We start from the raw sequence: 22564 nt of genomic DNA, 5'->3' as shown, positions 1-22564 counted from the left end.
ATCTCGGCCAGAACTGATAATCTGTCAGTGAGAGCCGCAACGGCCGGACGGAGGAAACATGGATCGCCTGAAGGACAAGATCGCCGTCGTCACCGGCGCCGCCTCCGGCATCGGGCGCGGGACGGTCGAGCTGTTCGTCGCCGAAGGCGCCCGGGTGCTCGCCGCCGACATCTCGGACGAGCAGGGCCGCGAACTGGAACGCCGCTTCAACGGCCAGGTGAAATTCCACCATTGCGACGTCACGTCGGAAGACGACATCAAGGCGACGATGCAGGCGGCGAAGGACGCGTTCGGCGGCATCGACATCCTGTTCAACAATGCCGGCGCCGGCGGCAGCCCCAACACCATCGAGGACATGACCGGCGAGGCCTGGGACCGCTCGATGAACCTTCTGCTGCGCTCGGTCGCGCTCGGCACCCGCTATGCCATCCCGTTCCTGAAGGCGCGCGGCGGCGGATCGATCATCAACACCGCCTCGGTCGCGGCGCTGCAGGCCGGGGTTCGGACCGCTGGCCTATTCCGTCGCCAAGGCGGGCGTGATCCATCTCACCACGGTGAGCGCGGCGCAGCTTGGGCGCAGCAAAATCCGCGTCAACGCAATCTGCCCGGGACTGATCCTGACCGGCATCTTCAGCGCCGGCGCGCGCGCGATGGGCGCCAACGACCAGATGGGTCGCGGCGATCGACGAGAGCATGAAGGCGCAGGCGCCGGACACCCAGCCGATTCCGAAGGCGGGCCTGCCGGCGGACATCGCCCGGGCCTGCCTCTATTTCGCGAGCGACGATTCAGAGTTCGTCACCGGCACGCATATCGTGGTCGATGGCGGGCTGACGACCGGCCCGCGCCAGGCCTGGGACCCGGAGGAACAGGTGCGGCGGATGGCGCAACGCGCCGCGTTGCAGGACGCCGCGCAGAAAACCGACTGACGGGAAGACGATCATGCGCTTCGGCATCTTCTATGAGCATCAATTGCCGCGGCCCTGGAAGGACGGCGACGAGCTGAAACTGTTCCAGGACGCGCTCGACCAGGTCGAACTCGCCGACAAGCTCGGCATCGACAACGCCTGGGAGGTCGAGCACCATTTCCTGGAGGAATATTCCCATTCCTCGGCGCCGGAGGTGTTCCTCGCCGCCTGCTCGCAGCGCACCAAGAACATCCGCCTCGGCCACGGCATCACGCTGATGCCGCCGAACTACAACCATCCGGCGCGCGTCGCCGAGCGCATCGCGACGCTCGATCTCGTCTCGAACGGGCGCGTCGAATGGGGCACGGGCGAAAGCTCGGCGCTGCTCGAACTCGGCGGCTACCGCGTGCCGGTGGAAGAGAAGCGCAGCCAGTGGCTCGAAGCGGTCGAGCAATGCGCCAACATGATGGCGATGGATCCCTATCCGGGTTTCGACGGTCAGTTCTTCTCGATGCCGTGCCGCAATGTGGTGCCCAAGCCGGTGCAGCGGCCGCATCCGCCGCTGTGGGTCGCGTGCTCCAACCGCGAGACCATCAAGCTGGCGGCGCGGCTGGGCATCGGGGCGCTGACCTTCGCCTTCGTCGATCCGACCGAGGCCAAGCAATGGGTCGACGACTATTACCGCATCTTCAAGGAGGAATGCGTGCCGATCGGCCACGCGGTCAATCCGAACATCTGCATGGTGTCGAGCTTCTCGGTGCATCGCGACGCGGCGGAGGCGCGGCGGCGCGGCCTCGAAGGCTTCCGCTTCTTCGGCTATGCGCTCGGCCATCATTACGTCTTCGGCGAGCACACGCCGGGGCGCACCGATATCTGGAGCGCGTTCCAGAAAGCGCAGGCGGCGGCCGGGCCGGACGCGGGCGGCATCGGCGGCGAGGGCGGCATCGGCACGCCGGAGCAATTGCGCAACCACCTGCGCGGCTTCGTGGAAGCGGGCGTCGACCAGGTCGCGTTCATCCAGCAGGGCGGGCGCAACAAGCACGAGCATATCTGCGAGGCGCTGGAACTGTTCGCGACCGAGGTGATGCCGCAGTTCAAGGAGAAGGAAGCCGAGCGGGTGGCGAAGAAGGCGGAAGACCTCGCGCCCTATGTCGCGAAGGCGATGGCGCGGAAGACCTATATGCGCGCGCTGCCCGATGGGGAGATTCCGAAGGTCGTGGCGCTGGGCCGCCAGATCGCCGAGCGGACGCGGGCGCAGGGCCAGGAACAACGCCGCGGCAGCGCCGAATGGGCCAAGGCCCAGGCGAAGATCGAGGCAGGAGAGAAGACGTAGCGCACTCGGCGTGCTAAGAGGGCCGCCGGCGTTCCGGCCGACCCCGGGCAAGGGCGCATTTACCAACACCGCAACTGCGCATGGGCGTCGGCGTCGTGCCTGCCTAAGTACGTTGCGATTGAGGAGTGTGCGTAATGGTCTGGATCATGCTGGTCTATGTCGTGGCGTCTAACGGCTATTCCGGCACGCCCGCCATCGCTCCCGGATTTCGCGGCGCAACCTTCGCGTCCAAGCAGGAATGCACGGCCGCCGCCGCCCAGGTCGCATCGGTGACATCACCGGGAGCCGAGGACATCGCCAAGGCGGGCCTGATCCTGGTCTGCGCCCCGGCGCCGCCGCCGGCGCCCGAGCCGCCACCGCCCGTCGAGGTGATCGCTCCGGCGCAGCCGGCCCAGGCGCCCGCGCAGCCGGCTTTTCCGCCTTATCCGCCGCCGCCAAAGCGTTCGCACCACTAAAGGTTGCAGATCGGTCGCGACCAGGACGGGCGTGCGGAATGCCATGCGAAGGACTATGGTGCAGCGCAATATGACTTCGATAGAGATCATGCGCAGGTTCGGTACCGACGGCATCCGCGTGTCGCGGGTTGCGGGAGTCATGCTGCTGGCGACGCTGGCGGCGGGATCGTCCGCGCCGATCGGGACGGATGGCGGAACCCAACGGACCGCAAGACGGGCCGCCCCGCAGCATCGGCTCGCGCTCCGGTCGACGCCTGCCCTTGCGCGGAAGCTTTCCGCCACGCCGGCCCCAGCCGCGGCGCCCTCGGCCTTCGCCCGGGAGACCGCGATGCGCCCCGCCGCATTGATGGCCCGCTGGACGCCGGAGATTCGGGAGGCATCGCGCCGCTTTGCCGTTCCCGAACTTTGGATCCGAGCGGTGATGACGATCGAGAGCGGCGGCCGGACCATGATGGGAGAGAACAAGCCCATCCGGTCCGACGCCGGCGCCATGGGACTGATGCAGGTCATGCCCGAGACATGGGCCAAGATGCGCCGCCGCTACGGGCTGGGGACCGATCCGAACGCGCCCCACGACAACATCATGGCCGGCGCCGCCTATCTGCACGAACTCGACCAAGTCTACGGTTATCCCGGATTGTTCGCCGCCTACAATGACGGGCCGGGCATGCTCGAAGCGCATCGCCGCTTGCAGCAGATGATGCCGGCGGAGACGACGGCCTATGTCTGGAATATCGCGAGTATCCTGAGCACCGGCGAGCGGCTGCCCGCGCGCACGGTCCGCGATGCGGCTACGCTCCAGACCGACGCGCCGCCGGCCGGGACCGCGCCCGTCGCGGCGCGGGTGGTGGTGATGCGCCAGCGCAAGCCGACCGACGGCTATGACGACGAGTACGACGAGCGCTAGCGCGGCTGTCTAATCGTCGAACCGCTTCGAGCGCTGCTGCTTCGTCCGCGCGTCGCGCTTTTTCGAATCGATCCGACGTTCCTTGCTGGCGCGGCTGGGCTTGGTCGGCTTGCGCTTCTTCGGCACGACGGTGGCGCGGCGGATCAGTTCGGCGAGGCGCTGGCGCGCGATCTCGCGGTTGCGGACCTGGTCGCGCGATTCGCGGGCGGTGACGATCAGGACGCCATCCTTGGTCAGCCGGTGGCCGGCGATCTTGAGCAGGCGCACGCGGACATCGTCGGGCAGGCTCGGGCTGTGCAGCGCGTCGAAGCGCAGCTGCACCGCGCTCGCCACCTTGTTGACGTTCTGCCCGCCCGCGCCGGAGGACAGGATGAAGCTCTCCGAGAACTCGGTTTCGGGGATAGCGATCGAGGCGGTGACTTTGAGTTCGGTGGCCATTTCGATTCACGCGGAGACGCGGAGGCGCGGAGTTATGGCACACCCCTCATTCTTCGTCATGGCCGCCCCTGTGGCGGCCATCCATTAGCATTGCTGACGGTCGGGTTATGTGTGGCCGGGACAAGCCCGGCCATGACGATGGTTGGTGATGGTGATGAAAAGACTGCTCCGCGTTCTCCGCGGCTCCGCGTGAGACCTATTTTCTTGCCATGCGTACGCTATTGCGGGTCGGCGAAAATCTTCTTGAGCTCGGTCTTCAGAATTTTTCCGTTGGCGTTGCGCGGCAGCGTCTCGGGCCAGAACACCACCTTCACCGGCACCTTGAACGCGGCGAGCTTGCCGGCGACGAACTGGCGAAGCTCCTCCTCCGTCGTGTGCATGCCGGGCTTCAGATGCACCACCGCGCCGGGCTCCTCGCCGAGCTGCTTGTGCGGCACCGGCACCAGGGCGGCGTCCATCACGGCGGGGTGGTCGTAGAGCACGTTCTCGACCTCGATGCAGTAGATGTTCTCGCCGCCGCGGATCAGCATGTCCTTGGCGCGGTCGATGATGTAGCAGAAACCCTCTTCGTCCAGACGCGCGAGGTCGCCGGTGCGCACCCAGCCGTCGACGAAGGTCGCCGCCGTCGCTTCCGGCTTGTTCCAGTAGCACTTCACGATGTTGGGGCCGCGCGCCCACAATTCGCCGACCTCGCCGGCGGGAAGATCCTGCGTGCCCTCGACATTCATGATCTTGAGATCGCACACCGCGACCGCGGGGCCGCAGGAGGTCGGGCGGTTCTCGTAATCCTCGCCCGAATGGGTGGTGCAGGTGGCCGAGGTCTCGGTCATGCCCCAGCCGTTGCCGGCGGCCGATTTCGGCCAGTTCTGCTTGATCTGTTTCACCAGCTCGGGCGCCGACGGCGCGCCGCCATAGGCCACCGCCTCCAGCGAGGACAAATCGTATTTGTGCCGGTTGGGATGTTCGAGAATCTGCCAGGCGATGGTCGGCACGCCGCCGGCGCTGTTGATCTTCTCTTTCTCGATCAGCGCCATCGCCTTCTCGGCATCGAAGCGGCGCATCAGCACGATCTTGCCGCCGCTGACCACCGTCGGCCCGAGCACGGCGAAGCAGCCGGTCGCGTGGAAGAACGGGATGGACAGCAGCGTGGCGCGCTGCGGCGCGTCGAGCGGGTTGGCGAACACCGGCGGCGCCTCGCCCCGGCGCAGGAAGCTGCGCGCGGCGGCGAAGCCGGCGGCCATGATGTTCGACGTCATGTTGCGATGGGTGCCGAGCGCGCCCTTGGGCCGGCCCGTGGTGCCCGAAGTGTAGAGGATGGTCGCGTCGTCGTCGGGGTGCAGATCGACCTTCGGCAGCTCGCCGGGCGGCAGGCTGCCCCAGTCGTTGACGCGGCCGATCGTGTCCTCCAGCCGCTCGACGATGGTGTGCGGCAGATCGTCGGCATAGCGGCTGACATAGATCTTCTTGAGGTCCGGGCAGTTCACCAGATGCTCGGAAATGCGTTCGAGGCGCTCGGCGTCGACGAAGGCGATCTTGGTGCCGGAATCGACCAGGCCGTATTCCAGCTCGGGGCCGGTCCACCATGCGTTCAGCGGCGTGACGATCGCGCCGACCAGCTCGGCGGCATAGAACGCCACCACCCATTCGGGCAGGTTGCGCATGATGATGGCGACCCGGTCGCCCTTCTTGACGCCGTCCTTCTGGAGCTGGGCGGCCAGCGCCAGCGTGGCGCGCGCGAAGGTCTCGAAGGTGCAGCGGTCGTCCTCGTAGACGAGGAATTCGCGCATCCCATACATCCGGCCGACGAGGAAGACCTCGCGGTTGGTCGGCGGCAGTTCTTCCAGACGCGGGTGGGATGCCGCGGATGGTGACGGTGTCCATCTCGAACCGGGCGCCGGGCGCGGTGAGCGCGGCGGTGGCGTCCTTCAAGGACATGGCGGGCCAGTTGGGCGGCAAGGTCATGAAAGTGTTCCTGGGCTGCTGGGGCCATGGGCGGGTTTCCCGTCTCCACGGCATGTTCGTCTTCGACCGCACTGACAACATGTCAATTCCGCGGCGACCGCTCTTATATAAAGCCCGAGGCGGCGACGGCAAGCGGCGTTCGCGCCGCCCCGCCCCTATCGCGGCAGGCGGCGGGCTTCGCGGAAGGAGATCAGCCGCTGCTGGCAATCGTCCCACAGGGCCAGGCGGGCGCAGCGCAGGCTCTCCAGCATCGAGACGCGCGAGACGTCCGCCAGCCGGATCTGGTCGCGCAGCACCTGCGGCAGCCGGTAGAACGGGATGCGCGCGTAAAGATGGTGCACATGGTGGATGCCGATATTCGCCGTGAACCAGTTCAGGACGCGCGGCAACACATAGTACGAACTGCCGCGCAGCGCCGCCTCGTGCACGTTCCACTGGCCGTCCGCCGCCCACACCGTGTCGTCGAACTGGTGCTGGATGAAGAACAGCCAGATGCCGATGGAGCCAGCGATCAGGGTGATCGGGATCTGGGTCAAGAGGAAGGTCTTCCAGCCGACCAGCCACATCGCGCCGATCACGACCGCGGCGATGCCCAGATTCGTCGCCATCGGGCTGATCCAGCCGCGCCAATTGGCGAGCTTGGTGGCCAGCGGAAAACGATGCCGCCAGACGAACATGTAGATCGGGCCGAAGCCGAACAGGACGATGGGGTTGCGGTAAAGCCAATAGCCGAGACGGCGCGGGCGCGACAGGGCGCGATATTCGCTGACCGTCAGCGTCGCGAGGTCGCCCGTGCCGCGCTTGTCGAGATTGCCCGAGGTGCCGTGATGGATCGAATGCGAGCGCTTCCAGGCGTCATAGGGCGTCAGCGTGAGCACGCCGATGACGCGGCCGACCCAGTCATTGGCGAGGCGATGGCGGAAGAAGGCGCCATGGCCGCAATCGTGCTGGATCATGAACAGCCGCACCAGGAACGCGGCGGTCGGCACGGCGAGCAGCAGCGAGACGAAGCCGTAACCATATTCCCAGGCGGCCCAGGCCAATGCCCAGAGCGCCACGAACGGCACCGCGGTGACGACCAGTTCGAAAGTGCTGCGCAGGCCGTTGGGCTCGCGATAGCGCGCGAGGATGCGAATCCAGTCCGCCGCGGCCGGCTCGGCGGCGGACAATCGGGTATCTGACAAGATAAAGTACGCCTTTACGCGTTTTGGGACAGCGCGCACCCTATACGCCAATTCGGGCGAAAAAGGGATGGCGGCGGCGGGAAGAAAAGTGCGTCCGACGGCCTCGCAAAATCGTTCGTTCCGACGTTAAGCTCCCGCCCAGAACACCATCGGGAGAAGCACATGGCCAAGCCGGAAAGCGTGGGATTGTCGGCAAAGCGTCTCGAGACGCTGCACGCCAGGATGAAGGAATTGTACGTCGACTCGGGATTGCTGCCCGGGTTCCAGACCCAGGTCTGGCGGCGCGGCGTGCTGGCGCATGACAGCGTCGCGGGGTCGATGGACCTGGAACGCGGCAAGCCGTGGCGCGACGACGCCATCGTGCGCATCTATTCGATGACCAAGCCGATCACCGCCGTGGCGCTGATGATGCTGGTCGAGGAAGGCCGCCTCGGCCTGGACGACGCGGTCGCGACGCATATCCCGTCGTGGAAGAATTTGCGCGTCTATGGCAGCGGCGTTCCGAGCCTGGTCGCCGACACCTCGGGCCAGTTCATCACCCTGCCCTGCGAGCGGCCAATGAAGGTGGTCGATCTCGTCACCCACACTTCCGGGCTGACCTATGGCTTCATGTCGCGCACCGCGGTCGACGCGGAGTATCGCCGCCAGAAGATCGGCGATCCGCGGACGCCAGGCGGGCTCGACGCCTTCATCGAGCAGCTTTCCAAGATCCCGCTCGATTTCTCGCCGGGCAAGTTCTGGAACTATTCCGTCTCGATCGACGTGATGGGCTATCTCGTGCAGAAGCTGTCGGGCGTGACGTTCGGCGAGTTCCTCCGTACACGGATTTTCGAGCCGCTCGGGATGCACGACACGGCGTTCTCCATTGCGGCCGGCAAGGTCGAGCGCCTCGCCTCCTGCTACATGCCCAAGCAGGGCGGCGGCCTCAGGCTGCAGGACGATGCCGGCAAATCGACCTATGCCGAGCCGCCCAAGCTGGAGAGCGGCGGCGGCGGCCTTCTCTCCACGGCGCACGACTATATGCGCTTCTGCCGCATGATGCTGGGCGGCGGCACGCTGGACGGGGTGCAGATCCTGTCGCCCAAGACGGTGGAGATGTTCTCGCTGAACCTTTTGCCGGGCGGCAAGTCCCTGGTCGACATGGTGGCGGGCGAGGGCCTGTTCTCCGAGGCCGGCTATAACGGCGTCGGCTTTTCCATCGGGTGCAGCGTGACGCTGAGCACCGCGCTCACCCGCCTGCCGGGCACGCCGGGCGAGTTCGCCTGGGGCGGCGCCGCCTCGACCGCGTTCTGGATCGATCCCAGGGAGGACCTGGCCGTGGTGTTCATGACCCAGGTGATGGGCAGCGACGCGCGGCTGACGCTGCGGCGGGACCTTCGCACGCTGGTCTATTCGGCGATGACGCAGAGTTATGCCTAGCCGTCCTTGACCGGACCGGACCGTCTGCTATGACCGGACGGACGCCATAAAATGGCGCGCCAGGAACAGGAAACGGCCGGAAAATGCCCGCGAAAAAGCCGCTCGTCATCGTCACGCGCAAGCTGCCCGACGCGATCGAGACGCGCATGCGCGAGCTGTTCGACGCGCGGCTGAACCTCGACGACAAGCCGATGAGCCAGGCCGAGCTGATCGAGGCGGTGCAGAAGGCCGACGTGCTGGTGCCGACCGTGACCGACCGGATCGATTCCAAGGTCATCGTGCGGGCGGGACCGAACCTCAAGCTGATCGCCAATTTCGGCACCGGCGTCGACAATATCGACGTCAAGACGGCGCTCGACAAAGGCATCGTCGTCACCAACACGCCGGGCGTCCTGACCGAGGACACCGCCGACATGACCATGGCGCTGATCCTGGCGGTGCCGCGCCGGCTGGTGGAGGGCGTCAAGGAGCTGGAGGACGAGCACTTCAAGGGCTGGTCGCCGAACTGGATGCTCGGCCACCGCATCTACGGCAAAAGGCTGGGCATCGTCGGCATGGGGCGGATCGGCCAGGCGGTGGCGCGGCGGGCCAAGGCGTTCGGCTTGCAGATCCACTATCACAACCGAAAGCCGGTGCATCCCGACATCGAGCACGAGCTGGAGGCGACCTATTGGGAGAGCCTCGACCAGATGCTGGCGCGGATGGACATCGTGTCGGTCAACTGCCCGCACACGCCGGCGACCTATCACCTGCTCTCCGCGCGGCGGCTGAAGCTGATGAAGCCGCAGGCCTATATCGTCAACACGGCGCGCGGCGAGGTGATCGACGAGAACACGCTGGCGCGGATGCTGGAGGCGGGGCAATTGTCGGGCGCGGGGCTGGACGTGTTCGAGCACGAGCCGGCGGTGAATCCGAAGCTGCTCAAGCTGAAGAACGTGGTGCTGCTGCCGCATATGGGCTCGGCGACGATCGAGGGCCGCATCGACATGGGCGAGAAGGTGATCATCAACATCAAGACCTTCGCCGACGGCCACAAGCCGCCGGACCGGGTGATCCCGGCGATGCTGTAACCGCGTGCCGCTCACATAATCCGCGGTTACCTTCCACGACAAAATGCCATCGGCTCCCCGAACGCCCGTTCGGGTCGTCAGCATCTGGGAACTTGGTCCGGCCGCAACCGATATGGCGTCAGGTGGGTACGCCTACAAGGCAGTGCGGACATGAAAGCGGCCTTTTCAGCGGACATCCAAGACCTGTCTTTTGCCATAACCAGATGATATCGTTATATTTATGGCCCAAGGCGACAGGGACCCCAAAGCGGACATAAAAGCGGCTCCCGACCGGGGGGAGTCGATCGGTCTGATGGAACCCGTACGACTCGGCGATGATTGCCGCGACCGTTCGAAATTGTCCGATATGGTCGTCGAACTCGCCCGCCGGTCAGCCGGATTTCGCGGCAGCCTGCCCGAGGTCCTTATGGCATCTCTCGCCAAGCTCGTGCGGGCGATGAATTGCTATTACAGCAATCTCATTGAAGGCCACGACACCCATCCCATCGATATCGAACGCGCCCTCAACCAGGACTTCAGCAAGGACGCAAAGAAACGCAATCTTCAGCTGGAAGCCGCGGCACACATCGAAGTTCAACAATGGATCGATTCCGGTGGGCTGACCCAGAAGCCAGTGACGGTGGCCGCGATCCGGGAAATACACCGGATCTTTTACGAGGCGATGCCGGCGGACTTACGTTGGGTGGAAGACCCTCGTACCGGCGAGCGTGTCGCGATCGTGCCGGGAGAGCTTCGACCGCGCGACGTCAAAGTCGGAAATCATATCGCCGTCAGCCCGGGAGCCGTGCCTCGGTTTTTGGCGCGCTTCGAAGATGTCTTTTCGCAGCTCGGCGTAGCCGAACGTGTTCTGGCGACCGCGGCCGCGCATCATCGCCTTGCCTGGATACATCCGTTCATCGACGGCAATGGGCGGGTCGGCCGCTTGATGGCGCACGCCATCCTGCTGCAGGCGCTCGATACCGGCGCACTCTGGTCGGTCGCACGCGGGCTGGCGCGGAACGTCGACGAATATAAGAGCCATCTCGCATATTGCGACGAGCCACGGCTCAATGATCTGGACGGCCGCGGCAACCTCAGCGAAATGGCCTTGGTGCGATTCACGGAATTCTTCCTGCGAGTCTGCCTGGATCAGGTCGCGTTCATGGAAGATCTGATGCAGCCCGACAAGCTACGGACGCGCATCCTGACATGGGCGGAAGAACTCATCCGCCTTGGTACGTTGCCACAGAAATCCGGGACCGTGCTCGACGTCCTCCTCTATCGTGGTGAGATACCGCGCGCGGAAACCAGCCTGTTGCTCGGTGTTGGAGAACGGCAGGCTCGCCGCATCGTCTCCGCGCTCGCTGACCAAGGTGCTGTCGTGTCCGACAGCCCCCGCGCGCCAATCCGGCTTGCCTTTCCTGCAAAATTGGCGGGCCGATGGATGCCCGGCCTGTTTCCCGACAAGATCGATCCGGTCGCCTAGGCAGCAAGAAACGCAAGCCGGATTGGCGCGCGCGACATACGCGCGTGGCGGCCGCCCTCACCCTGCCGCTTTCCCCGGAGCGGGAGGGTTTTCCGTCTCAGGGCAGCTCGTAGATCACCGCGTTCCAGTATTTCACGCGGTGCGCGCCGGAGCGGCGGAAGCCGCGGTGGCGCAGCTCGCGGCCGATCATCAGGTTGAAATAGCCGTGCGCCACCAGCGCTGTCGCGCCCTCCGCGCTCGCGCGCTTCATCAGGATGTCGGCCGCCTCGGCGGCGCGGTGCTTGGCCTTGCGGTAGTTCTCGATCTCCGGGTGATAGCCGGCGTGCCACAGGATGCGCGCCATCACCGCCCAGGTCGGCACCCGCATGCGCAGCAGCGGGATGCGCGGGCTGGCCAGCGGCGCCTCGGCGAACAGCGGGTCGGCGATCAGCTCGGCGTTCGGCGCCAAGGCCTTGGCGCTGCCGGTCGAGCGCGGCCGGTCGGAGGTGAAGATCGCGCCGATCTCCTTCACCAGGTCCTGCAGTTCCTCGGGCGGGGCGCTGGCGGGATCCAGGCCCGCCGCCTCGTAGTCGTCGATATAGGTGCGGAACTCGGCATGGGAGGCGCGCGCGTCGGTCGGGATCGCCGGGCGGCCATGGCGTACGAGCACGATGCGCATCGGGGCCGCGGCATGGGCGTGACGGCGCGCGCGGCGCGGGACGACGGGCGCGATCTCGGGCATCACGTCGGCGGAGGTGGTAATGGCAGCTCCTTGGCGCGACCGGGGCGCCGTCTTACGATCCGGCGCAGTTCAACACCGCAACATGACGGGGAAATGGCACATGGAACAAGGCGATTTGGCCGGCAAAGTCGCAATTGTCACAGGTTCCGCGACCGGAATCGGGGCCGCGGTGGCCCTGGGGCTCGCCCGGCGCGGCGCCAATATCGTGGTCAACTACACCAGAAGCGAGGCGGAAGCCCGCCAGACCGCCGAGGCGGTCGAGAAGGAAGGCGCCCAGGCCCGCCTGGTCCAGGGCGACGTAGCGAAGGACGAGGATTGCGCCAGGCTGGCACAGGCCGCCACCGAGGCCTGGGGCCGCATCGACATCCTGGTCAACAATGCGGGGACGACGAAATTCGTCACCAACCACGCCGATCTCGATTCGCTGAGCGCGGAGGATTTCCAGCGCCTCTACGCGGTCAACGTGATCGGTCCGTTCCAGATGATCCGCGCCTGCCTGCCCGGCTTGCGGGCCCATGGGGCCGGTTCGGTGGTCAACGTCTCCTCGATCGCCGGCATCGCGGGCATCGGATCCTCGGTCGCCTATGCCGCCTCGAAAGGCGCGCTCAACACGATGACGCTGTCGCTGGCGCGCGCTTTGGCCCCCGAAGTGCGGGTGAACGCCGTGTGCCCCGGCTATGTCGACACCAACTGGTTCGTCAAGCAGTTCGGCAAGGAAACCGCCGAGCGGATCGCGGAGGCCGAGGGCAAGCGCAACCCGCTGCAGCGCCTCGCCGACGGCGCCGAAATCGCCAAGACCGTGCTGTTCTTCGCCGGCCCCGAATCCGGCAACATCACCGGCGAAATGCTGCTTTCCGACGGCGGCATCCATCTGGCGCTGCCCGGAGCCCGCCGCTAAGCCCAATTGGGCGGCTTTCTGCTCAGCTTTCGAGCAATCATGTGTTGCGCCGCAACAACGCCCCCCTGAAACCGGCGCTCCAGCGCACGAAACGTGCGTACACATGCTGTCTTCGTATTGAAATTTTACGCGCCGGTCACAAAAGTCGATCCCGGCGCGGCGTTGCTAGTGCGTGCGCGAGATTTGCCGCTAACGAGAGGGCTGAATATGAAGAATCTTTCCACGAAACTGCTGCTGGGCGCCGTGAGCCTTGCCGGCCTTGCGGCAACGACCGTTCCGGCCTTCGCCGACGACGATTGGGGTACGCTCTCGGCCTATGTCGATGTGCAGAGCGACTATCGCTTCCGCGGCATTTCCCAGAACAACAGCCAGTTCGCGCCGCAGGCGTCGGTCAACTGGAGCGGTCCGGACGGCTTCTATGCCGGCGTGTGGACCTCGAAGATCGACTGGCTGGGCCTGCCGATCGTCGGCGGCAACCCGTCCTACGAGCTCGACATCTATGGCGGCAAGCACTTCGATCTCGACGGCACCGACCTGAACGTCGAGGCCTATTACTACTCCTATCCGGACGCCAACAAGCTGTTCCTGGGACCGAAGAAGGCCAGCTTTTTCGAAGGCATCTTCCAGCTCTCGCACAGCTTCGGCAACCTGGCGCTGACGGCGACCGGCGCGGTTTCGCCGGAGTTCAGCCTGGGCGGCGGCACCGGCGGCTATATCGAGGGCACGGCGTCCTATCCGCTCACCGACTGGCTGTCGATCAGCGGCAATGTCGGCCATCAGTGGGTCGACGCGGCGCCGACCGACTACACGCATTTCGACATCGGCCTGACGGCGACCTACCGCCACTGGGCGCTCGACGTGCGCGCCAACGGCACGGATCTGGATAAGGTGGGTTGCAGCTTCTACATGTTCTCCGGCGCGGTCAGCAACACGATCTGCACGACCGGCGTGGTGGCGACGCTGACCTACAGCATCCCGGACGTGCTGAATCCGTGATCGCGTAAGTACCGATCGAACGAAGAAAAGCCCGCAGGGGAAACCCCGCGGGCTTTTTCTTTGGAGAGCAGAGCACTGCACCACTCGGTGTCGTCCGCCGCGAATGCGGCGGACCCAGCTGAAATCTGCACTACCGCAGCAAATTTCACCTGGGTGGCCCGCATTCGCGGGCCATGACACCAACAGGAATAAATCAGCCTGAAATCAACTTGCTCTACGCCGCTCAGCCGGCGTCCGGCTTTTTCGCGAACACGGCGCGCAGCTTGTTGTCCTGGATCAGGCTGGAGAAGCCGGCGATGGTGTCCAAGCCCAGGCCGCGCGGCAGGCCGGTCTCGGGATCGGGCTCGATGGCGCCATAGGCGACGCTCTTGATCTTCTCCCATTTGCCGGCGGGCTTCTTGATCTCGAGCTGGACCACCGTGCCCTTCAGCACCAGCCGCACGATCGCCTCCGACGGCCGGGACGGCTTGGTCAGGCTGAGATGGCCGCCGATCGTCTGCCAGCCATTGGCGAGCGCCCAGGCGCTCAGTTCTTCCTTGGTCAAGGCGTGGTCCTTCGCGGGCGGCGCATCCTACACGCTTTCGAGCGCCCGCTTCAGGGCGCCGAGGTCGAAAGGCTTGGTGAGGATGATGGCGCCGGAGGGGATGCCGCCGGCCTCGGGCTCCGTCGAATAGCCGCTGGCGATGACGATCTTCAGGTTCGGAAGCAGGCGCCGCGCCTCCGCCATCAACTGGCGGCCGTTCATGCCGGGAAGGCCGAGATCGGTGAGCAGGATCTCGATCGCCGGATCGCTGCGCAGGATGTCCAGCGCCTCGGCGCCGTCGCCGGCCTCGGCGGTGTCGAAGCCGAGCTCCTGCGCCATGTCCACCGTCGTCATGCGGATCAGGCCGACATCCTCCACCACCAGTACCTTGCGCGGAGTCGCGGGTGCGGCGGGAGCGGGCTCGGCCACGTCGTCGAGCAGGCCGCGGATCTTCCGCGCCAGGTCGTCCTTGCGATAGGGCTTGGACAACAGATGCGCGTCGTCGTCGAGGCGGCCATTGTGGACGATGGCGTTCTGCGTGTAGCCGGAGGTGTAGAGCACTTTGAGGCCGGGGCGCAGCTCCTGCGCGCGGCGGGCGAATTCGCGGGTGTTGAGCGGGCCCGGCATCACGACATCGGTGAACAGAAGATCGACGCGCGCGCCGCTGGCGATCACCGCCAGGCCCTGCTCGGCGCTTTCGGCCTTGAGCACGGCGTAACCGAGATCGGCCAGGATATCGACCACGGCGGCGCGGACGCCGGCATCGTCCTCCACCACCAGGATGGTCTCGCTGCCGCCGACGACATCGGCCATCGACACCGGATCGAGGCCCTCCTGCGGCTTCCTGGTGCGCGGCAGGTAGATCTTCACCGTCGTGCCCTGCCCCGGCTCGCTGTAGATCTTCACATGCCCGCCCGACTGCTTGACGAAGCCGTAGACCTGGCTGAGGCCGAGGCCGGTGCCCTTGCCTTCCGGCTTGGTGGTGAAGAAGGGATCGAACACCCGCGCCACGACCTCCGGCGGCATGCCGGTGCCGGTGTCGCTGACGCCGAGCATGACGTATTGGCCGGCCGTGACCTCGGCATGCTGGGCGGCGTAGCTGTCGTCGAGATAGGCGTTGGCGAGTTCGATGGTCAGCTTGCCGCCGTCCGGCATCGCGTCGCGGGCGTTGATCGCGAGGTTGAGGATTGCGTTCTCGACCTGGGAGGGATCGACCAGGGTGTTCCACAGCCCGCCCGAGACGATCGATTCGATCTCGACGCGCTCGCCCAGCGTGCGGCGCAAGAGGTCGGTCATGTCGTGGAGCAGCCGCCCCAGATTGGTCGAGCGCGGATCGAGCGCCTGGCGCCGCGCGAAGGCGAGGAGCTGGGCGGTCAGGCGCGAGCCGCGCTCGACGGCGGAGATCGCGTTCTGCAACCGCTCGGCGGTCTTGGGATCGGCGCGCGCATCGGCCGCCGCGAGGTCGAGATTGGCGCTGATGATCTGCAGCAGGTTGTTGAAATCGTGCGCCACGCCGCCGGTGAGCTGGCCGACCGCTTCCATCTTCTGCGACTGGCGCACCGCGGCCTCGGCGCGGACGCGGGCGGTGACGTCGGCGGCGGCGACCAGGAAACCGGCGCCCGGCACGGCGGCGCGATAGACGTCGAGGTCGCGCTCGGCACGCGCGAAACGCTCATAGCGGTTCTCGCCGCCGGGGGCGATGACGACTTCGGAGAAGGCGCGGCGCGACTGGGCGGCGTCGAACTGCTTGAAGGTGTCGAGCGCGGCGCCGATGGCGGCCAGCCGCTCGGGAAAGTCCATCAGGCGGAAGAACACGTTGTTGAACGCGGCGACGCGATCGGCCTCGTCGAACACCAGGATGCCGTCGCGGATGTTGTCGAGCGTCGCCTGCAGGATGCTGGCCTGGCGGCGGCGGATCGCCTCGCTGACCTCCAGACGCATGTTGTTGCGCACCAGCATGCCGGCGGCGATGAGCAGGACGATCAGGGCGACGATGACCGCGAGGACGGCGCTCAGGATCTCCATCCGCTCGACGTCGCGGCGGTTCTGGATGCGCTGGGCGAGCAGATGCTGCTCCTCCGCGAGGCCGGCGGAAATGATGAGGCGCACCGAATCCATCGCGGCCTTGCCCCGGTCCATCAGCGCCATCATGGCGGGCGACACCGCCACGGTGGCGTTGAGCGCGATCACGCGGTCGAGCAGGCGCAGCCGTCCTTCGACGAGGCCGCGCAGGCTGCGGGCGCGTGTCTGCTGCTCGGGATTGTCGCGCGTCAGGGCGTCGAAGCGGTCGAGGTCGCGGGCGGTCCGCAATTTGGCGGCGTGGAACGGCTGGAGATAGATGGCCTTGTGGGTCAGCAGATAGCCGCGCTCACCGGTCTCGGCGTCGGCGGCGTCGGCGAGGACGGCCCGCAGCGAATCGATCACTTGATAGGTGTGGACGATCCAGCCCTGTTCCTGGCGCTCGTTCTCGGCGAAGGCGGCCGTCAGATAGACCACGCCGGCGAGGACCAGGAAGAGCGGTACCGCCGCCAGCAAAATCCATCGATTGGCGGCCACACATTCCCCCACGCCCATCTCGCCGTGAGTAGAACGCCATTCAACTCAATCGGTTCCAATTTCCGCGCATTCGGCTGTTCATGGAAAGTTTTCAGCGGAAACTGCTTTCAGCCTCGTGGAGGGGGCACTCCAAGCGAAGGACGGGCAACGGCCCGCCTTCGCCCGTCCATACGCTGTCGCTACGGACGGCCACGGCGTGGCATCCGCCTTCGCTGCGCCGCAGGACCGGGCCACACCCCAATCACGCCGTAGCGCAGCGAAGGCGGATGGTCGGAGAGAGAGGATTCGAACCTCCGGCCCCTAGCTCCCGAAGCTAGTGCTCTACCAGGCTGAGCTACTCTCCGATGCCGGTCTGGCGCCGGGCAGCGCCTCATTCTTTTCGCCTGGGCCCAGGGGGCCCCGGCGCGGGAGGCGACCTTATATAGAGGGCGTTTGGGGGCCGCAACCGGCCTTACGACCCCGGGCGAACCTAATCGGGACGGACGCTCGCCAAGCAAAAAGGTGTCATGGCCCGCGAATGCGGGCCACCCAGGTGACGCCTTACCCCACAGGCGTCACCTGGGTCCGCCGCATTCGCGGCGGATGACACCATGGGTGTGAATTTCCGAACCGAACGTCAGGGGGCCTTCCGGGTCACCCGCCACACCGTGTCGCCGACATCGTCGGCCACCAGCAGGGCGCCGGACTTGTCGATCGCCACCCCGACCGGGCGGCCCTGGGCCTCGCCGCCGGGCGACAGGAAGCCGGTCAGGACCTCCTTCGGCTCGCCGCTCGGCTTGGCGCCCGTAAAGGGCACGAAGATCACGCGATAGCCGGCGCGCGGGTTCCGGTTCCAGGAACCGTGCTGGCCGATGAAGATGCCATGGGCGTAGTCCGGCCCGAGTTTCGCCGCGTCGGAGAACACCAGGCCCAGCGAGGCGGTGTGGGCGCCGAGCGCGTAGTCCGGCGCGATCGCCTTTGCCACCAGGTCGGGGCGCTGGGGCTGCATGCGCGCATCGACGTGCTGGCCGTAATAGCTGTAGGGCCAGCCATAGAAGCCGCCATCCTTCACGCTCGTCATGTAGTCGGGGACGAGATCGCTGCCGATCTCGTCGCGCTCGTTGACCGTGACCCAGAGCGTGTCGGCGCCGGGCAGCCAGTCCATGCCGTTGGGATTGCGGATGCCGGAGGCGAAGACGCGATGCCCGCCGGTCTTCAGGTCGACCTCCCAGATCGCGGCGCGGCCGGCCTCGGCTGCGATGCCGTTCTCGCCGACATTGGAGTTCGAGCCGACCGTGACATAGAGCCTGGTGCCGTCGCGGCTGGCGATGACGTTCTTGGTCCAGTGATGGTTGATCGTGCCGGCCGGCAGATCGACGATCTTCGTGCCCTTGTCGGCAATCGCCGTGTCGCCCGCATGATACGGAAAGCGCAGCACCGCGTCGGTGTCGGCGACGTAGAAATCGTTGCCGATGAGCGTCATGCCGAAAGGCGAATTGAGGCCCGAGAGGAAGACGAAGCGCTGGTCGGCGACGCCGTCGCCGTTCGTGTCGCGCAAAAGGATAATGCGGTTGGGGCTTGCCGTGCCGGCGCCGGCGCCGCCCATGATGATTCCGGCGACGAAGCCGCGTATGCCCTTCGCGTCGTCCGGCTTGGGCGGGGAATTGGTCTCGGCCACCAGCACGTCACCGTTCGGCAGAACATAAAGCCAGCGCGGATGGTTGAGCTTGTCGGCGAAGGCGGCGACGGCGAGACCCGCTGCCGGCGTGGGCCTGGCGCCGGCGGGCCAGCCGACGCCCTTGGCCTGATTGATGGTCGGGATCAGCGTCGGATGCGGCGCCGGCAGTTCGGGCCTCGGCCCATAGCCGGCCAAAGCGGGCAGTTTCGCGGTGTCGCCGGCCGTCCACAGCAGCACGGCGCCGGCCGCGATCACGACCACCAGGCAAATTCCGATCCATTTCAGGATACGCATGGCTTCCCCGTTTCGGCTTATCGCAGGAACGTGAGCTTACACCTTTCGTTCCGGCTTGGATGCCCGGCCGCGCGTTTGACGACGCGCGCGGCGAGACATAGTCTCGCCGTTCCTCGCGGCGTTCTCGCGAAACATCTCTGTCGTACATCGCGTCGATCATCGCCCGCTCCGGCACGCGGCTGCGCGTCCGCATCGGCGAGAGGGAGGTTTCCATGGGCGCCACCGGCCAGGTCACCATCACGTCGGGTCCGCTGACCGTCACCGCCTATCCGGGCGACAATGCCGTGCTGATCGCCATGTCGCTGGCCGACGGCGCGGTCGACACCCAGTCGAAGAACCTCGCGGGCTTCGCCATCTACCGCAAGGTGGGCGGCGCGGCCGAGATCGCCATTCCCAACCGGCTGAACTTCACCGCCGCCGTCACCAAGGACACCACGCCGGAGGAGCGCGAATGGACGCCCTCCGACCAGGCGCCGTTCCAGAAATTCCGCTGGGTCGATGTGCTGGCGCAGGATTTCACGTCGGCCATAACTTATCGCGTGGTGGCGAAGTATTTCAGCGGCGGCGGGCCGGCGATGACCGACGGGCCGAGCGCCAGCGTCACGGTCCAGCCACCGGGACCGGCGCACGGCAATTTCAGCGTCGCGTTCACGCGTGGCTATGCGTCCTCGCAGGCCTATGTCGACAAATTCCAGAACAAGGATATCCGGCCGAAGAAGAAAACAGCGGACTTCGACACCAAGCCCTATGTGCCGCAATATGTCTGGCTCGGCGCCGACGCGCGCAAGCACCTGTTCGACTTCATCGCCGAATGCGACGCCGACAGGACCGCGAAGATCGACATCCTGGTCTACGACATCGACGAGCCGGACGTCATCAAGGCGTTCTGCGGCTGGGGCACGGAGGGCCGGCTGCGCGCCATCCTCGACAACGCCCCGCTGCACACCAAGGCCGGCGCGGTGGAGATCGACGTCGCCAAGATGCTCAAGGCCGCGGCCGGCGCGGCCAACGTCAAGCAGGGGCACTTCTCGCGCTTCCAGCACAACAAGGTGATCGTCAAGCGCGATGCCAGCGGCAAGGCGCAGAAGGTCCTGTTCGGCTCGATGAATTTCTCGCTGCGCGGGCTCTATATCCAGGCCAACAACATCATGGTGGCCGATGACGCGACGACGGCGGGCTATTTCGCCGATGCGTTCGACGCGGCCTGGGCCGGCGACGTCCAGACCGGCGCCTTCACCAAGGCGGCGATCGCCCAAGGCTACAACACGATCAGCGCCGCGGACAGCGCGGCGTTGCCGCAATCCTCGGTGGCGCTGTCGCCGCACAAGGACGACGCGATTTCGCTGGGGCCGGTGAGCGACGCGATCCGCGCCGCCAAGAGCTCGGTGCTGTTCGCCGTGATGGCGCCGTCGGGCGGCGGTTCGGTGCTGGATTCGCTGCGCGTGATCGCGGGCGCGCCGACGATCTTCTCCTACGGCACGGTGGAGACCGCGACCGGCCTTGCGGTGCAGAACGCCGACGGCCAGATGGGCGACGTGACGCCCTTCGCCTTCCTCAAGGACAAGGTGCCCGAGCCGTTCAAGAAGGAATGGAATGGCGGGCCCGGCATGCACATCCATCACAAGTTCATCGTGGTGGATTTCAACGACGCCAAGCCGCTCGTCTTCACCGGCTCGTCCAATCTCGCGGCGGGCGGCGAGAAGGCCAATGGCGACAACCTGATCCAGATCCACGATCCGGTGATCGCGGGGCTCTACATGATCGAGGCGGTCAAGCTGTTCGATCACTACTCCTTCCGCAAGCACATGGCGGCGGCGACCGTCGTGAAGCCGCTGTGCCTCTGGTATCCGGCGATGCCCGGCGCCGGCGCGCCATGGTGGAAGGCCTACTACGACAAGACGAGCATCCGGCTGCGCGACCGCTACATGTTCGCCGACCTGCCGCTGCCGGCGGGCGTGGCGGCGGTGAAGTCGGTCGACTGGTCGGCGATCCCGAAGGGGCCGGCGAAGGCGGGCGGGACACCGGCTAAGAAGAAGGCGGCAAAGCCGAAGACCGCCAAAAAGGCCGCGACGAAGACGGTCAAGAAGAAAGCCAAGAAGAAGACACCAGCGCGGAAGGCCGTGAAGAAGATCACGAAGAAAAAGGTCGGGAAGAAGGCCGCGCGCAAGACGAAAAAGGCGCGGCGGTAGGCGCGCAATTCAGTTGATTACATCACAGGTGTCATCCGCCGCGAATGCGGCGGACCCAGGTGAACCCGCTCCACTGGAGCAGATGTCACCTGGGTGGCCCGCAGTCGCGGGCCATGACACCTCATTTTGTTGTTAGAATTTTGGAGACCGGCGGCATCGCCAAACCGGTTGGGTTTGCGCGCGCGATGGGGCAGAAAGGCCACGCAACCGAGGCGGGCCCGTCATGCGCGAACTCTTCGTCATCTTCTCGACCGTCTTCCTGGCGGAGCTCGGCGACAAGACCCAGCTTGCAACCCTTTTGTTCGCCAGCGACGAGAAGAATTCCGCCTGGCCGGTGTTCTTCGCCGCCGCGACGGCGCTGGTGCTGTCCACCGCCATCGCGGTCGCGCTCGGCACGATGGCCGAGCGCTACCTGACCTTCATTCCGCTGAAGCTGATCGCGGGACTGGGCTTCATCGCCATCGGCGTATGGACGGTGGCGTCGCATTTCCGGGGCGCGTGATCGAAACCCACGCCGGTGTTTGATTCACGCGGAGCCGCGGAGACGCGGAGGAAGGCAGCCGGTTGACGATCCGTTGGACGCCTTCCTTGAACGTTGGAGCACCGAAATTGACGAGCAATCCGACCGAGAGATTCAAAAGTCTGAGATAGGTCAGCAACTGCTTCGCGTGGACCGGCAGCGCACGCTCGACGGACTTGATTTCGACGACAACGCAACGATTGACCAAGATATCCACACGGTAAGCGTCGTCGAACTGGAGGCCGTCATATTCGAAGGAAACTGCGTGCTGACGCTCGACGAGGAGTCCGCGGCGCGCGAGATCGCGCGCCAGCACGACTTCATACACCGACTCCAAAAGGCCAGGGCCAAGCCTGGCATGGAGCCGGTATGAGGCATCGACGATCAAACCTGTTACGTCGTCCAGCGACCGGATGACCTCCGCGTTCTCCGCGGCTCCGCGTGCCACATCCATCGAGCGATCCTCCCCGCAGGAAGCAGGATCGCTCGGATGTATCGCGGAGCTGTGCGAAAAGCGTCGCCACGTGTCGCGAACGAAACAGGAACTCTATTTATAGATCAGGCTGATGGTTTCGGCGATGCAGGCGGCGCGGGTCTGGCCTTCGATCTCGATCGTCACCTCGTTGATGAGCTGCATGCCGCCGGCCTTGGGCTCGGCGCTGATCAGCTTCTGGCGGGCGCGGACCTTCGAGCCGACCGGAACCATGTTGGTGAACCGCACCTTGTTCGAGCCGTAATTGATGCCGCGCGTCACGCCGTCGATCCGCAGCATGCCACCGGTCAGCCAGGGGATCAGCGACAGGGTGAGATAGCCATGCGCGATGGTCTTGCCGCCGGGCATCTGGGTCTTGGCGCGCTCGACATCGACATGGATCCACTGGTGGTCGCCGGTGGCCTCGGCGAAAGCATTGATGCGCTCCTGGGTGATCTCCACCCAGTCGGATACGCCGATCTCCTGGCCGGCAAGCGCGGCGACGGTCTCGAAGGTTGCGGTTTGCATTCTGACTCTCCTGTCGTGACGTTTCTGAAACCAGCACCGTCGTCGCCCGCTTCATGCGGGCGATCCAATTT

21 protein-coding genes and 1 tRNA gene are annotated in these 22564 nt (G+C 66.0%); 12 read left to right on the top strand and 10 right to left on the bottom strand.

The genetic code is table 11. The features are described from left to right. Positions 1 to 58 precede the first annotated feature (58 nt). From WDM86_14910 to WDM86_14890, 5 genes are all read left to right on the top strand, one after another. Positions 59 to 697: an SDR family oxidoreductase gene (locus WDM86_14910; protein MEI9991323.1), complete on the top strand. Its 639-nt coding sequence runs from the start codon at positions 59 to 61 to the stop codon at positions 695 to 697. After that, complete coding sequence (locus tag WDM86_14905; GenBank protein ID MEI9991322.1) at positions 694 to 927, top strand: SDR family oxidoreductase; 234 nt, start codon at positions 694 to 696, stop codon at positions 925 to 927. The genes WDM86_14910 and WDM86_14905 overlap by 4 nt, the downstream gene beginning before the upstream one ends. 13 nt (positions 928 to 940) lie before the next feature. Beyond that, on the top strand, positions 941 to 2239 hold the full coding sequence (locus WDM86_14900; GenBank protein MEI9991321.1) for an LLM class flavin-dependent oxidoreductase: 1299 nt from the start codon (positions 941 to 943) through the stop codon (positions 2237 to 2239). 134 nt (positions 2240 to 2373) lie between these two features. Continuing rightward, positions 2374 to 2694, top strand: coding sequence for a hypothetical protein (locus WDM86_14895; GenBank protein ID MEI9991320.1), 321 nt, complete (start codon positions 2374 to 2376; stop codon positions 2692 to 2694). Between the two features lie 88 nt (positions 2695 to 2782). Further along, positions 2783 to 3601, top strand: coding sequence for a lytic transglycosylase domain-containing protein (locus WDM86_14890; protein ID MEI9991319.1), 819 nt, complete (start codon positions 2783 to 2785; stop codon positions 3599 to 3601). A gap of 9 nt (positions 3602 to 3610) precedes the next feature. Here WDM86_14890 and arfB read toward each other — a convergent pair whose 3' ends face one another. From arfB to WDM86_14875, 3 genes are all read right to left on the bottom strand, one after another. Beyond that, positions 3611 to 4039, bottom strand: coding sequence for an alternative ribosome rescue aminoacyl-tRNA hydrolase ArfB (gene arfB, locus WDM86_14885; protein MEI9991318.1), 429 nt, complete (start codon positions 4037 to 4039; stop codon positions 3611 to 3613). Between the two features lie 218 nt (positions 4040 to 4257). Then, a complete protein-coding gene (locus tag WDM86_14880; protein ID MEI9991317.1) occupies positions 4258 to 5826 on the bottom strand; it encodes a class I adenylate-forming enzyme family protein in 1569 nt (522 codons plus the stop codon). 330 nt (positions 5827 to 6156) lie between these two features. Continuing rightward, positions 6157 to 7170 (bottom strand): fatty acid desaturase, encoded by a 1014-nt coding sequence (locus WDM86_14875; protein MEI9991316.1) that lies wholly within the window; start codon positions 7168 to 7170, stop codon positions 6157 to 6159. Positions 7171 to 7347: 177 nt separating this feature from the next. Here WDM86_14875 and WDM86_14870 point away from each other — a divergent pair, with 177 nt between their 5' ends. The 3 genes from WDM86_14870 to WDM86_14860 all read left to right on the top strand — a co-directional run bounded on the left by WDM86_14870 (position 7348) and on the right by WDM86_14860 (position 11139). Further along, complete coding sequence (locus tag WDM86_14870; protein MEI9991315.1) at positions 7348 to 8604, top strand: serine hydrolase domain-containing protein; 1257 nt, start codon at positions 7348 to 7350, stop codon at positions 8602 to 8604. 83 nt (positions 8605 to 8687) lie between these two features. Then, positions 8688 to 9674 (top strand): D-glycerate dehydrogenase, encoded by a 987-nt coding sequence (locus WDM86_14865; protein MEI9991314.1) that lies wholly within the window; start codon positions 8688 to 8690, stop codon positions 9672 to 9674. Positions 9675 to 10020: 346 nt separating this feature from the next. After that, complete coding sequence (locus WDM86_14860) at positions 10021 to 11139, top strand: Fic family protein (protein ID MEI9991313.1); 1119 nt, start codon at positions 10021 to 10023, stop codon at positions 11137 to 11139. A 97-nt stretch (positions 11140 to 11236) separates the two neighbouring features. Here WDM86_14860 and WDM86_14855 read toward each other — a convergent pair whose 3' ends face one another. Continuing rightward, positions 11237 to 11860, bottom strand: coding sequence for a histidine phosphatase family protein (locus WDM86_14855; GenBank protein MEI9991312.1), 624 nt, complete (start codon positions 11858 to 11860; stop codon positions 11237 to 11239). A 19-nt stretch (positions 11861 to 11879) separates the two neighbouring features. Between WDM86_14855 and WDM86_14850 the strand changes: the two genes are divergently transcribed. Together WDM86_14850 and WDM86_14845 are read left to right on the top strand one after the other, a co-directional pair. Continuing rightward, a complete protein-coding gene (locus WDM86_14850; protein ID MEI9991311.1) occupies positions 11880 to 12758 on the top strand; it encodes a glucose 1-dehydrogenase in 879 nt (292 codons plus the stop codon). 207 nt (positions 12759 to 12965) lie between these two features. Further along, positions 12966 to 13754 (top strand): TorF family putative porin, encoded by a 789-nt coding sequence (locus tag WDM86_14845; GenBank protein ID MEI9991310.1) that lies wholly within the window; start codon positions 12966 to 12968, stop codon positions 13752 to 13754. 223 nt (positions 13755 to 13977) lie between these two features. Here WDM86_14845 and WDM86_14840 read toward each other — a convergent pair whose 3' ends face one another. The 4 genes from WDM86_14840 to WDM86_14825 all read right to left on the bottom strand — a co-directional run bounded on the left by WDM86_14840 (position 13978) and on the right by WDM86_14825 (position 18784). Next, entirely contained in the window at positions 13978 to 14298 is a 321-nt protein-coding gene (locus WDM86_14840) for a hypothetical protein (protein MEI9991309.1), read from the bottom strand. Between the two features lie 27 nt (positions 14299 to 14325). Continuing rightward, positions 14326 to 16833, bottom strand: a complete 2508-nt coding sequence (locus WDM86_14835; GenBank protein MEI9991308.1) for a CHASE3 domain-containing protein — start codon at positions 16831 to 16833, stop codon at positions 14326 to 14328. 267 nt (positions 16834 to 17100) lie between these two features. Continuing rightward, a tRNA-Pro gene (locus WDM86_14830) sits at positions 17101 to 17177 on the bottom strand. 272 nt (positions 17178 to 17449) lie between these two features. Then, positions 17450 to 18784: a sorbosone dehydrogenase family protein gene (locus WDM86_14825; GenBank protein MEI9991307.1), complete on the bottom strand. Its 1335-nt coding sequence runs from the start codon at positions 18782 to 18784 to the stop codon at positions 17450 to 17452. Between the two features lie 212 nt (positions 18785 to 18996). On the opposite strand from WDM86_14825, the gene WDM86_14820 reads away from it, so the two are divergent. Together WDM86_14820 and WDM86_14815 are read left to right on the top strand one after the other, a co-directional pair. Next, complete coding sequence (locus WDM86_14820; GenBank protein ID MEI9991306.1) at positions 18997 to 20973, top strand: phospholipase D-like domain-containing protein; 1977 nt, start codon at positions 18997 to 18999, stop codon at positions 20971 to 20973. Between the two features lie 223 nt (positions 20974 to 21196). Next, entirely contained in the window at positions 21197 to 21475 is a 279-nt protein-coding gene (locus WDM86_14815) for a TMEM165/GDT1 family protein (GenBank protein ID MEI9991305.1), read from the top strand. Here WDM86_14815 and WDM86_14810 read toward each other — a convergent pair. Both WDM86_14810 and WDM86_14805 read right to left on the bottom strand, forming a co-directional pair. Next, the gene (locus WDM86_14810; GenBank protein MEI9991304.1) at positions 21426 to 21947 is read right to left on the bottom strand and encodes a GxxExxY protein; all 522 of its coding nucleotides are present in this window, start codon (positions 21945 to 21947) and stop codon (positions 21426 to 21428) included. The genes WDM86_14815 and WDM86_14810 overlap by 50 nt on opposite strands. Before the next feature lie 93 nt (positions 21948 to 22040). Then, the gene (locus WDM86_14805) at positions 22041 to 22493 is read right to left on the bottom strand and encodes a MaoC family dehydratase (protein MEI9991303.1); all 453 of its coding nucleotides are present in this window, start codon (positions 22491 to 22493) and stop codon (positions 22041 to 22043) included. Positions 22494 to 22564: the final 71 nt, after the last annotated feature.

This window comes from Rhizomicrobium sp. (genome assembly GCA_037200045.1).
In the GTDB taxonomy this organism is placed as follows: Bacteria; Pseudomonadota; Alphaproteobacteria; order Micropepsales; family Micropepsaceae; genus Rhizomicrobium.
The sequence above is the reverse complement of the archived record's forward strand: the minus strand, read 5'-3'. Positions and strand labels throughout refer to the sequence as shown.